This is a genomic window from Halomonas sp. KM072 (assembly GCF_050710315.1).
GTDB lineage: Bacteria > Pseudomonadota > Gammaproteobacteria > Pseudomonadales > Halomonadaceae > Vreelandella > Vreelandella hamiltonii.
In genome coordinates, this window is sequence record NZ_CP136132.1 from 1378566 (window position 1) to 1390614 (window position 12049).

The window sequence follows — 12049 nt, forward strand, 5'->3', positions numbered from 1 at the left end:
CGCATTATACGCCTTCTCGCTGGTAATGAAAGCCGCCCAGGCTCTCCGGGCGGCCAACCTGATTTCAGTCCTGCTGCGGCTTCGCTTGCTCAGCGGCACCGATCTGACGCTGGCACATGGCTTCATGCACGTCATCGAGACTGGTAGGGTCATCGATGGTCGATGGAATACCGTAGGACTTGCCATCGGCGATATTGCGCAGCAGCTTGCGCAATATCTTGCCCGAACGGGTTTTCGGTAGCCGATTGACCACCAGCACCTGCTTGAAGCAGGCAATCGGACCGATATGTTCACGCACCCGCTCGATGAGTTCGGCTTCCAGCGTCGCTTCGTCGCCCTGGAAGCCATCCTTGGGGATGACCAGTCCTATCGGGAGCTGCCCTTTCAACTCGTCATGAATGCCAATCACCGCGCATTCGGCCACCGCCGGGTGGGCACCCACCACTTCCTCCATTTCACCGGTGGAGAGGCGATGCCCCGCCACATTGATCACGTCATCGGTGCGCCCCATGATGAACAGGTAGCCCTCCTCATCGAAATAGCCGCCATCCCCGGTGAGGTAAAAACCTGGGAAAGCCGCCATGTAGGCGCTGTGGAAACGCTGCGGGTCACGCCATACGCCGATCAGGCAACCTGGCGGCATCGGCTGCTTGATCACCACGCTGCCCTGCTGCATGGACTCGGCCTGCTCACCGTCGCGATCCAGAATGCGTACGTCGAAGCCGGGCACGGGATACGTGGCCGAACCGGCCTTGGTGGGCACGATTTCGATGCCGGGCAAGTTGGCGGCAATCGGCCAGCCGGTTTCGGTTTGCCACCAGTGATCGATCACCGGCACGTCCAGCAGGTCATCCAGCCAATGGAACGTGGGGGGATCGAGCCGCTCCCCCGCCACATACAGATGTTTCAGGCTGCTGATATCGTATTGCGAGAGTCGATTGGCGTCCGGGTCCTCTTTCTTGATGGCCCGGAACGCCGTAGGCGCCGTAAAGAAGCTCTTGACGCCATACTCCTCGATCAGCCGCCAGAATGCCCCGGCATCCGGCGTGCGCACGGGCTTGCCTTCGTACACCACCGTGGTGCAGCCACGCAGCAGCGGCGCATAGACGATATAGGAGTGCCCGACGACCCACCCCACATCAGAAGCCGTGAACATCACGTCGCCCGGCGCCAGGTCGTAAATGGCCTCCATGGAGTAGTGCAGCGCCACGGCGTAACCACCCGTATCGCGCACCACGCCCTTGGGCTTGCCCGTGGTACCTGAGGTGTACAGGATATACAGCGGGTCGGTCGCCTTGACGGGCACACAGTCGGCGGCCTGGGCACTGGCTTCGAGCGTCGCCCAATCGTGATCCTCCGGCTGCAGCTCGGCCCGGTGGGCATCGCGTTGGAACACCACGCACGCCTGGGGTTTGAAGCTGCTCAGCTCGATGGCACGCTCCACGATGGGCTTGTAAGGCAGCACCTTATCGACCTCGACCCCGCAAGAAGCCGCAATCACCACCTTGGGCTCGGCATCTTCGATGCGTACCGCCAGCTCGTGGGGGGCAAAGCCGCCAAAGACCACGGAGTGAACCGCGCCCAGGCGGGCACAGGCGTACATGGCAATCAGCGCCTCGGGCACCATGGGCATGTAGATGATCACCCGGTCACCTTTGGTGACGCCCAGCTGTGCCAAGCCACCGGCTACCTTGGCGACTCGGTCACGCAGCTGGCGGTAAGTGAGCGTCTGTTTGCAGCGAGTAACTGGCGAGTCCCAGAAAATGGCCGCCTGTTCGCCGCGGCCCTGCTCTACGTGTACATCGATGGCGGCGTGACAGATATTGAGCACGCCATCGCTGAACCAGCGGGCGTGCTGCTGCTCGTCGTAACGGAGGATGGTGCTGGGAGGGGTGAACCAGGGCAGCTTGTGAGCCTGCTCGGCCCAGAACGCTTCTGGCTGATCGACCGACTGGCGGTAAACGGAGTGATAACGATTCATGGTGGCCTTGTCATTGTTGTGAGCTTGATTGTTGACACTCTACAAAGCAAAGCATGCTTTCACCCTCATACTATCGGCTTAAATTCGACCAAAGCAAAAGCAAAAAACACAAATTGTCGACAAAAAATCAACACTTATCATTGATAGAACGTTAAACGTGGTTTTGGACAAAAAGCGCTAAATTAATGATCATTCAACAACCCAATCCTCGCGACGCGACGATGGCTACATAATCAATAACAACGCTGTTACCACAGTGTAGGCAAGGAGAGTTTCATGTCTGCTTCTACTAGCGCCGCTGCACGCCTTCTGGAACACAATGGACTCGCCATTGAGGCAGGCACTCAATTGCTCAAGGCCCTGGCCAATGAAAAACGTCTGCAAATCCTTTGCTTGCTGGCAGAAACGGAACTGTCTGTCACGCAGATCAATCAACAGCTGGCGTTGAGCCAGTCCGCGCTCTCCCAGCATTTGGCCATTCTACGGCGCGACAAGCTGGTCGAGACGCGCCGCGAATCACAAACCATCTATTACTCGCTCAACAGTGACAGTGCCAGGGCGATCATCAGTACCCTGGCCCAACACTATGCGGCCTGATTTTTTCAGGTCAACGACGCAGCCAACCGGCTGATTCGATCACCCCCAACGCTTTCACCAGCGCATTTTCGATACCCGCCGACACTGCAAGGCCAAACCTGCGCCCAATGGTTTTCGGCGGCTCCAGCTTCACCCGGTATACCTGCGCATCGGCCATGCGCTCGACCAGGTAGGCTTCGCTGGTGCCAACGCTGTCCACCAGTTTGTGCTCCAGCGCTTCGCTGCCGTACCAGATTTCTCCCGTGGCCAGCTGCTCGATGTCCATCTCGGGACGGTGGCTGGCAACGAAAGATTTGAACAGGCGATGGGTATTCTCCAAGTCATCAATGAACTTCTCACGCCCTTCCTGGGTGTTTTCTCCCAATATCGTCAAAGTACGCTTGTACTTGCCGGCAGTGAGCAACTCCACATCGATATCGTTGCGTTTGAGGAAACGGTGAATATTGGGCACCTGGGCCACGACGCCGATAGAGCCAATGACCGCAAACGGGGCCGCTTTGATGTGATGAGCGGTACACGCCATCATGTAGCCACCGCTGGCGGCGACCTTATCGATACACACCGTGGTGGTCAGCCCTGCTTCTCGCAGTCTGTCCAATTGGGCCGACGCCAGGCCATAGGCGTGCACCAGTCCGCCCGCCGACTCCAGGCGCACCACGACCTCATCACTGGCAGTGGCCACCTCGATCACCGCTGACACTTCCTGGGCAAAGGTTTCAGCCTGGGAGGCCTTGATATCGCCATGGAAATCCAGCACCCACACTTTTTGAACAGAATCAGAGGGATTCTTACCCTGCTTGGCCGCCTTTTGCCGCGCTTTCTCTTCCTGACGAAAGGCCTTGATCAGTTTCTTGCGGGCGCCCTGCTCAGTGGTGCTGACTCGCAGCCGTCGGCCACGGGCTCGACGCTGATCGTTCAGTGATTCCACCTGCAACTTCAGCCCCGATGACGGGGACTCCTTGCTACGCATCACCAGCATCAGCAACGCTGCCGCTGCTGCCAATATCAGCGTGGTTTGCAGCAGGAAGGTGCCCATTTCCACCAACCATTCCGCCATGCTTCGTCTCCTCAGGTATTTTTAAACGCTGGAAAGTATTAGTTTACGGGCTTTATCCGCAGATTGTGAGGAAGTGTCAACGAGGCTTGATTTAAACAACTGTTTGAAATACTCTCGTGAGATAACGTCAATCCGCACCAACTCGTTACGTGAGCATACCTTATGTCATCCAATACGCTTGAAAAACTGCAATCTCGTTTTAATCCCGACGCAGCCAAAGGCATGAACGAAGTTTTCCAGTTTCATTTTTCCGATGCTGGCAGCCACTATCTCTCGGTTCAGGACGGTAGCTTGGGGGTGCATGAAGGGGAGCACGACGACCCGTCTGTGAGCTTGAGCCTGAGCACCGATACCCTCAAGGGCATCATGAGTGGCGACATCAACGGCATGACCGCCTTCATGACTGGCAAACTCAAGGCGACCGGCAACGTCATGCTGGCCACCAAGCTGACCAGCCTGTTCCCGGCCAAGTAAGCCATCAGCGCCAACGGGCCAGATGCGTCTCGATCAAATCCCGTGAAATAGAGTACGGCGGCGGCAGCGCAGGCAGCTGCCGCGGCGAAAACCAGGCGGCATCGCTGATTTCGACCCCATCGATGGTGATTCGCTGGGTCGTGGCCTCGGCGAAATAGCCCAGCATCAGCGAATGCGGGAAAGGCCAGGCCTGACTGTGGTGATAGCGCAGTTGATCCACGTGCACGCCTACCTCTTCGAACACTTCCCGATGCACGGCCTCTTCTGCCGACTCCCCCGGCTCGATGAACCCCGCCAGAGTAGAGTAGCGGCCGGGTGGAAAACGCGGGCTGCGCGCCAGCAGCATGGCTTCACCCCGGGTCACCAGCGTGATGATACAGGGTGAAATTCGCGGGTAGTTGCGATGTCCGCACCCATAGCAGTGCATGGCGAACTCGGCTTCCAGCTTGGATGCCCGCTCACCGCAGCGGCTACAAAAACGGTGGTTTTCCAGCCAGGCGCCTACCTGCAACGCCGTGGCCAGCAGGCTAAACCAGGAAGCTGGCAGCTCCGCCAACCACTGGCGCCCCTCTATCCAGGCCTCCCCAGGCTCACTCTCCAGCTGCAAGGCCACGGGCTCATCATGCCAGTAGCACAAGGGCTGCATGTGCTCGTCCCAGGGTTGATGGGGCTGAAGCGGGGATAGCTCACCCACCAGCGGTGCCGGCGCAATGTGACTGCGCGCGACGCGAATCACTCGGCCTTCACGCGCATGGTGCGGGATTTCACGTCTAAGCATCGGCCGTACCACTCTCGCCGCTTGCCGACAGCCAACGCAGTTGATGCGTCTGACACTTTGCCTGATGAGCGGCCTGCTCTTCTGCGCTGGGGCGAATCACTCGTAGCTGGCCTGGCGCCAACGACAGCCGCTGAACCGACAGCCCTTCGTTGGCCTGGCGCTCTTCGCGCTGGTCATTGCCACTCTCGGCATCCAGGGTCAACGCCGTTTGCCCACCGGTCATCGCCAAGTAGACATCGGCCAGAATTTCCGCATCCAGCAAGGCCCCGTGAAGCACTCGGTGGCCATTATCGATGTCGTACCGTTTGCAGAGCGCGTCCAGATTGTTGCGTTGGCCAGGGTGCATTTCGCGGGCCATGACCAGCGTATCCAGGATACGGCAGTGCTCCCTGACCGGCCCCAGTATCGGCGACTTGCGCTGCTTGTTGAGCATGTTCAGTTCGTGGTCGATGAAGCCCACGTCGAACGGCGCGTTGTGAATGACCAGCTCGGCCCCATCGATGAAGGCCCAGAACGCGTCGGCAATCTGAGCAAATACCGGCTCGTTGGCTACTTTGGCATCATCGATGCCGTGAACGGCCACCACCTCGGCATCGATATGACGCTCAGGGTTGATGTATTGGTGATACGTGCGCCCGGTAAACCGCCGATTGACCATTTCGACGGCGCCAATCTCTACCAGACGGTGGCCATCCTTGGGGTCGATACCAGTCGTTTCGGTATCCAGAATTACTTGGCGCATGGGGTCTTGCTCCTCTGGTGCTCATCAATGGCCTCGTTGGCCAAGGCGTCGGCGCGCTCGTTACCGGGGTGGCCACTATGCCCTTTGACCCAGTGCCATTCGACACGATGGCGCTGGGTCTCTTCGTGCAGGGATTTCCAGAGCTCGGCATTTTTCACCGGCTGCTTGGAGGCGGTTTTCCAGCCACGTTTCATCCAGTTGTGAATCCACTGGGTAATGCCTTGGCGAACGTACTGCGAATCGGTCCACAACGCCACATCACAGGGCTTGTTGAGCGTGCGCAGTGCCATGATGGCCGCCATCAATTCCATACGATTATTGGTGGTGTTCGCTTCGAAGCCTTTCAAGGTCTTCTCATGGGTACCGCTGACCAGCAGCACTCCCCATCCGCCGGGGCCAGGATTGCCACGACACGCCCCATCGGTATACACCGTGACACGGGGCAGCCCATTGGCTACTTGGTTACTCACGCTCACTATCCTTTTCTATACAACGTTTTCCAGCGGGTAGCCGGGCGGCTGCGCTGGTGCGTGTGGCACCGATCGATGACGAAACCGGCGTACGCAAACCGAACTTGACGCGTTGAATGGGAGCATGACGCTGCCGACGCTGCGCCTGAATCATGTAACTCTCACCCAGCGGCATGTTGTGGCGTCGGCCAAGCCGCTCCCAGCGTTCGCGACAAGTGGTGCTCATGGGGCCACGAAAACAGCAGTAGTCTACGCGCTCCACCTCGAAATCGACAAACGCGAGCCAGTCCCGCAAGCGGTTCACCGTGCGCCACTGGCCTTGCCAAGGATACTCGGCCTTGCGCCACCGGCGACTGAGCCCGTTGAGGCCCACTGGATTGAAGCCAAACAGCACCAGCACGCCGTTGTCTGCCGTGACCCGCGCGGCTTCCTGAAGCGTGTGGTGCGCATCCGGCAAATATTCGAGCCAATGATGAATCACCATGACGTCCAGACAGCGGTCCGGGAGTGCCAGCTGTTCCGGGGGGCAAATCAGGGTGGATTCACTATGGGCGGCCTCTCTGCTGGGCGCCCAGACCACTTGATGAACAATGCCGGACATGGTCATCAATGGCGGGGCCATGCCCATCTCAAGGCTATGCCCACCTTTTCTGCCTTCCACCACGGGACCAAGGCAAGCACGCTGCGCATCCCACAAAGCGCGCCCAGCGTCTGTCTGCCAGTAGGCTCGCGCCTCTGCAAGCGAGTGGGCAAGGCGCGGTGCATTGGGCGAATTTGACATGAACGGCACTTGCCTCCACAGTATTGGGCTTTTGAGGGGCGCGCTGCCACGCTACGCAGCGCACGGCAAATTTTTCAAGCAGGTCTGACAAACTCCGAGGGATCTCGCCCATGATGAGCGTGACACCGATACCCGCCTTAAGCGACAACTATATTTGGCTGATAAGACAGGATAACAGTCAAGGCGTCTGCGTGGTGGACCCCGGTGAAGCGCCCCCCGTGATCGATTTCCTCGAGCGGGAATCCCTGACCCTCGATACGATCCTGATCACCCATCACCATCATGACCACACCGGCGGGCTGGCGGAACTGAAAGCGCGCTACTCGCCCATGGTGATTGGCCCGCACAACCCGGATATTCAGGGTATCGACCAGCGCGTCGGCGAGGGCGACCAGGTAAGAGTACTGGGCCGCGCCTTCGAAGTGATGGAAACCCCAGGCCATACGCTCGATCATATCAGCTACTTTACGCCGGGTATCCCCGCCCTTCTTTTCTGTGGCGACACGTTGTTTCATGCCGGCTGTGGCCGCCTTTTCGAAGGCACACCAGAGCAGATGCTGACTTCATTGCGTCGTTTTGCGGAACTCCCCCAGGAAACGCTGGTCTTTGCAGCGCATGAATATACTCAGGCAAATCTGAGCTTTGCACGTGCTGCGGATCCTGAAAACGATGCTGTAACACGCGCACAACAGGAGTGTGAAAAGGCCCGGGCGCTAGGCAGGCCCACCTTACCCAGCACGATAGGACGCGAGCTGAGGATCAACCCCTATCTGCGTGTCGGTACCGAGAGTGTGCGCCAAGCCGCAGGCATGCAAGGGGCAAATGACGACGAACTTGCTACGTTCACCACTCTGCGTGAGTGGAAGAACCGTTTTTAAGAACGCTATCGAATAGAAACGAACACACTATGACTTATCGAACGCTTCGCCAGCGCTTGCTATTGAGCGCCGGCAGTACGGTTATTATGGGCCTTTTTTTGGCCGCCGCTGCGAATACTCAAGCCTCTGCCACGGATCCCCAATGGGGCTCCCACACCAGCAATACCGACTCCTCTGCGCTAGGTGAAGCCGAGGATGCCTTGACGGCCCGACCCACTGCGTTTCAGCACCACTTCTGGGAAGCCCTCGAACTGCAACCCCAGGATGCCTGGAGCATCCTGCGCTCGAGTTTTCAGTGGCAGGAGAAGCACCTGCCCGCCGATGCCCAGGCACGGGTAGACGAGTGGATTCAATTCTACAGCGCCAGCCCCCAGAATATCGCTTCGATCACCGAGCGTGCCACGCCCTGGCTTGCCTGGATTGCCCAACAGGTATCCGAACGAGGCCTGCCCGGTGAAATTGCCCTGATCCCCTTCGTTGAAAGCTCTTTCGACCCCAGCGCCCGCAGCCATATGGGTGCCGCCGGATTATGGCAGTTCATGCCCGGCACCGGTGATGCACTGGGCCTGGTTCGCAACGGTCAGTACGATGGCCGCCTGGACGTGGTGACCTCCACGGATGCAGCGCTCAACTACCTGGAAATGCAGGCCGACGAGTGGTACGAAGGCGACATCATGCTCTCCCTGGCGGCTTACAATGCCGGCGCTGGCACAGTCAATCGTGCTCGCCAGCAGGCTCAGAATCAGGGCATGGCGGGCCACTACTGGGATTTGGCGCTGCCCAACGAGACCATGCAGTACGTTCCCAAATTGAAAGCCATTGCCACCATCATCGACAATCCTGAACGTTACGGCGTCAGCTTGCCTGACATTCACGCGGAACCGGCCTTCGCCAAAGTACAGCTGGAGCAGCCCGTCAGCCTGGCACAAGCCTCTCGCTTACTGGATGTCAGCCAGTCGGCCCTGGCCGAGCTGAACCCGGGCCTGCTGAATGGCAGTATCGATCCCAACAGCGCACAAACGCTGCTGGTACCCGAGGAAGTGGACACCCAGGTGCTGGCACAGCTATCACAATCCAGCGGCAGCTACGTGGCAGCGGACTCCCCTTCGGTACACCGCGTTGAACGGGGCGACAATCTTTCCACAATTGCCGCACGCTATAATCTTGATCAGCAAGATTTAATCAGGTGGAATGGGCTGGATCGCCCGGAAGCCCTACAGCCCGGTCAGCTGCTCTCGTTATCGGGTGGCTAGGGCGGCCTGAACCCCGTGACCACCCCGGTTTTGCCACTACAGGACTTTACCAATGCCACGCGGTGAGTTGTTTTCAAAAGCAGTCCTACTGGTCAGTGGCCTATTGCTGAGTACCACTCTATGGGCTTCACCGCTAGGTGAGAGCGGTGTTCCCGTCCCCACGGTGCACGGGCTATCGCTTTACGATAGCCCTGAGCTGCCCGAAGACTTTGCCTACTTCCCCCACGTCAACCCGCAGGCTCCCAAGGGCGGCTCCATCACCCATACCGCGGTGGGCGGCAGTTTCGACTCCACCAACCCTTTCATCATTCGCGGCACTCCCGCCACCGGCATCTCACAAATTTACGACACGCTGATGGAGAGCAACCCCAACGAGCCGTTCAGCCTGTATGGCCTGCTGGCCCGTGGCGTGCGTCTGGACCCTGAGCGTGAGTGGATCGAGTTCGATCTGCACGAGCAGGCACGCTTTCAGGATGGGGAGCCGGTCACCGCTTACGACGTAGTCTTCACCTTTGACCTGCTGCGCGAACAGGGCAACCCTTTTTACGCCAGCTACTATGCCGGGGTAGAAAAGGTCACGGCGCTCAGCGAACATCAGGTACGTTTTGAATTCAACGACACTCAGTCTCGCGAGCTGCCTTTGATCGTCGCGCAGCTGCCGATCTTGCCGCGCCATTACTGGGAAGCCCGCGACTTTACCGCCCCCACCCTGGCGGCCCATCCGGGGTCTGGTCCCTACCGCATCAGCGAGGTCGACCCTGGCCGTCGCATCGTCTACCAGCGCGACGACAATTACTGGGGCAAGGACCTTCCCGTTAATGTCGGGCGCTATAACATCGACCGCATCACCTACGAGTATTATCGGGATCGTGATATCGCCTGGGAGGCTTTCAAGGCGGGCTTGACCGATTTTCGTATCGATGCCCGCGCTGCCACCTGGGCGATTGGCTACGACTTTCCGGCCTATCGCCAGGGGCAGGTCAAACGGATTACCGTGCCCGACGTCAATCCCTCGATGATGCAAGCCTTCGTGTTCAACCTGCGCCGCGAGAAATTCCAGGACCCACGGGTACGCGAGGCGCTGAGCCTCACCTTCGATTTCCCGTGGCTGAACACCAATATCTTTTACGATACGTACTACCGCACCGAGAGCTTCTTTCAAAACTCCGAGATGGAAGCCGTCGGCCTGCCTACCGAAGAAGAGCTGGCACTGCTCGAACCTTTCCGTGACGAGCTGCTGGCGTCGCATCGATCCGAGCGGCTGTTTACCGACCCGCTCCCCATCGAGCACCCCACCGAGCTGCGCGAACGGCTCAGGCGTGCACTGACGCTGTTGGAAAATGCCGGATACGTGGTGGAAGATGGCGTGTTGGTCAACGAGCAGACGGGGCGGCCGCTTAGCCTGGAAGTATTGATGTACGACTCCGGCATGGAACGGGTGGTACAGCCCATGCTGCGTAACATGGCGCGCCTGGGTATCCAGACCTCCATGCGCATCGTCGATATCAACCAGTACCTGAACCGCGTGCGCAGCTACGATTACGACATGGTCATCAGCCACTTCCCCCAATCCAACAACCCCGGCAACGAGCAGCGCGACTACTGGACCAGCGCGGCCGCCGAGTCGCCACAGAGCCGTAACCGCATGGCTCTGGCGCATCCGGCCGTGGACTCGCTGGTGGAACAGCTGATTCGTGCCGAGGATCGAGAAACCCTCGACACCATCACCCACGCGCTGGATCGTGTGCTGCGCTGGGGGTTCTATGTGATTCCGCACTACCACTCGGGGGAAACCCGGATTGCCGTGTGGGACAAGTTTGGTTATCCCGACCCGGCACCCGCCTACGCCATGGACCTGGATGCCTGGTGGGTCGACAGTGAGCGCGAAGCTGCGCTGGAGCGTCGCAACCGCCGCTGAACGCAGAACAAGACAACCGCTCAACTCTCATTTCATGGGGTGCACCTTGGCACGCTACACACTTCGTCGATTGCTACTGATGATTCCGACACTGCTCGGCATCATGCTGCTGAACTTCGTGATCGTTCAGGCAGCGCCGGGAGGGCCTATCGACCAGATGCTGGCCCGTTTCGAAGGGGCCGACGCCATGGCCAGCACGCGCCTGGACATGGGCGGTGCCGATATCCAGGTAAGCGATGACTCCCGTGGCGCGCGCGGTATCGACCCACGCTTCCTCGAACAGCTGGAGCAGCAGTTCGGGTTCGACAAACCCGCCCATGAGCGCTTTATCGGCATGATGCTGGACTATCTGACCTTCGATTTTGGCACCAGCTTCTTTCGCGACCGCCCGGTGATCGAGCTGATGATCGAGCGCTTGCCGGTTTCCATCTCGCTGGGCCTGTGGACCACCCTGCTGGTCTACCTGATTTCGATTCCGCTAGGCATTCGCAAGGCGCTGCGTCACGGCTCTCGATTCGACGTGTGGAGCTCAGGGCTCGTCATTGTCGGCTACGCCATCCCCGGCTTTCTGTTCGCCATCCTGCTGATCGTGCTGTTTGCGGGGGGCTCGTATCTGGACTGGTTCCCGCTGAGAGGCCTCACTTCCCCCGATTTTGCCGACCTCTCCACCTGGGGCAAGATCAAGGACTACTTCTGGCATATCACGCTACCGGTACTGGCCGCTGCCATAGGCAGTTTCGCCACGCTCACTATGCTGACCAAGAACAGCTTCCTGGATGAAATCCACAAGCAGTATGTGTTGACGGCGCGCGCCAAGGGCGCCGACGAGCAGCGTATCCTGTATGGCCACGTGTTTCGTAATGCCATGCTGATCATCATTGCCGGCTTACCCTCGGCGATGATCGGCATATTCTTTACCGGCGCGCTGCTCATCGAAGTGATTTTCTCGCTGGATGGCCTGGGGCTACTGGGTTTCGAGGCGGTCATGCAACGCGACTACCCGGTCATCTTCGGCACCCTGTTCCTGTATACCGTCATCGGGCTGGTGCTCAAGCTGATCTCCGACCTGACCTACGTGTGGGTCGACCCACGTATCGATTTCGCCTCCAGGGAGTCCTGA

At 59.1% G+C, this 12049-nt stretch carries 11 protein-coding genes and 1 pseudogene; 6 read left to right on the forward strand and 6 right to left on the reverse strand.

All coding sequences use genetic code 11. The annotated features are described in order from the left end of the window. Positions 1–64 precede the first annotated feature (64 nt). A pseudogene (locus RVM26_RS06500) lies at positions 65–2002 on the reverse strand (propionyl-CoA synthetase); the annotation flags it as partial. A 255-nt stretch (positions 2003–2257) separates the two neighbouring features. Here RVM26_RS06500 and RVM26_RS06505 point away from each other — a divergent pair. Beyond that, positions 2258–2578, forward strand: a complete 321-nt coding sequence (locus RVM26_RS06505) for an ArsR/SmtB family transcription factor (protein ID WP_039177873.1) — start codon at positions 2258–2260, stop codon at positions 2576–2578. A 10-nt stretch (positions 2579–2588) separates the two neighbouring features. Here RVM26_RS06505 and sohB read toward each other — a convergent pair whose 3' ends face one another. Beyond that, positions 2589–3635, reverse strand: a complete 1047-nt coding sequence (sohB, locus tag RVM26_RS06510; protein WP_498941446.1) for a S49 family peptidase — start codon at positions 3633–3635, stop codon at positions 2589–2591. Positions 3636–3797: 162 nt separating this feature from the next. Here sohB and RVM26_RS06515 point away from each other — a divergent pair, with 162 nt between their 5' ends. Continuing rightward, the gene (locus RVM26_RS06515) at positions 3798–4109 is read left to right on the forward strand and encodes an SCP2 sterol-binding domain-containing protein (RefSeq protein ID WP_144984837.1); all 312 of its coding nucleotides are present in this window, start codon (positions 3798–3800) and stop codon (positions 4107–4109) included. Positions 4110–4113: 4 nt separating this feature from the next. Here RVM26_RS06515 and nudC read toward each other — a convergent pair whose 3' ends face one another. The 4 genes from nudC to RVM26_RS06535 are packed head-to-tail and all read right to left on the reverse strand — an operon-like array spanning position 4114 to position 6880. Next, entirely contained in the window at positions 4114–4887 is a 774-nt protein-coding gene (gene nudC / locus RVM26_RS06520) for an NAD(+) diphosphatase (protein WP_287804260.1), read from the reverse strand. Beyond that, on the reverse strand, positions 4880–5629 hold the full coding sequence (gene dnaQ, locus RVM26_RS06525) for a DNA polymerase III subunit epsilon (protein WP_287804261.1): 750 nt from the start codon (positions 5627–5629) through the stop codon (positions 4880–4882). The genes nudC and dnaQ overlap by 8 nt, the downstream gene beginning before the upstream one ends. Then, entirely contained in the window at positions 5617–6099 is a 483-nt protein-coding gene (gene rnhA, locus RVM26_RS06530; RefSeq protein ID WP_287804262.1) for a ribonuclease HI, read from the reverse strand. The genes dnaQ and rnhA overlap by 13 nt, the downstream gene beginning before the upstream one ends. Beyond that, a complete protein-coding gene (locus tag RVM26_RS06535; protein WP_287804263.1) occupies positions 6092–6880 on the reverse strand; it encodes a class I SAM-dependent methyltransferase in 789 nt (262 codons plus the stop codon). Before RVM26_RS06535 ends, rnhA begins: the two co-directional genes overlap by 8 nt. 110 nt (positions 6881–6990) lie before the next feature. On the opposite strand from RVM26_RS06535, the gene gloB reads away from it, so the two are divergent. From gloB to RVM26_RS06555, 4 genes are read left to right on the forward strand one after another with little or no spacing between them, the layout of a single operon-like run. Then, entirely contained in the window at positions 6991–7758 is a 768-nt protein-coding gene (gloB, locus tag RVM26_RS06540; RefSeq protein WP_498941447.1) for a hydroxyacylglutathione hydrolase, read from the forward strand. Between the two features lie 29 nt (positions 7759–7787). Beyond that, positions 7788–9011 carry a lytic transglycosylase domain-containing protein gene (locus RVM26_RS06545; RefSeq protein WP_498941448.1) on the forward strand — a complete coding sequence of 408 codons (1224 nt, stop codon included), beginning with the start codon at positions 7788–7790 and terminating at the stop codon, positions 9009–9011. 52 nt (positions 9012–9063) lie between these two features. After that, positions 9064–10929: an extracellular solute-binding protein gene (locus RVM26_RS06550; protein ID WP_498941449.1), complete on the forward strand. Its 1866-nt coding sequence runs from the start codon at positions 9064–9066 to the stop codon at positions 10927–10929. Positions 10930–10975: 46 nt separating this feature from the next. Further along, positions 10976–12049, forward strand: coding sequence for a microcin C ABC transporter permease YejB (locus RVM26_RS06555; protein ID WP_498941450.1), 1074 nt, complete (start codon positions 10976–10978; stop codon positions 12047–12049).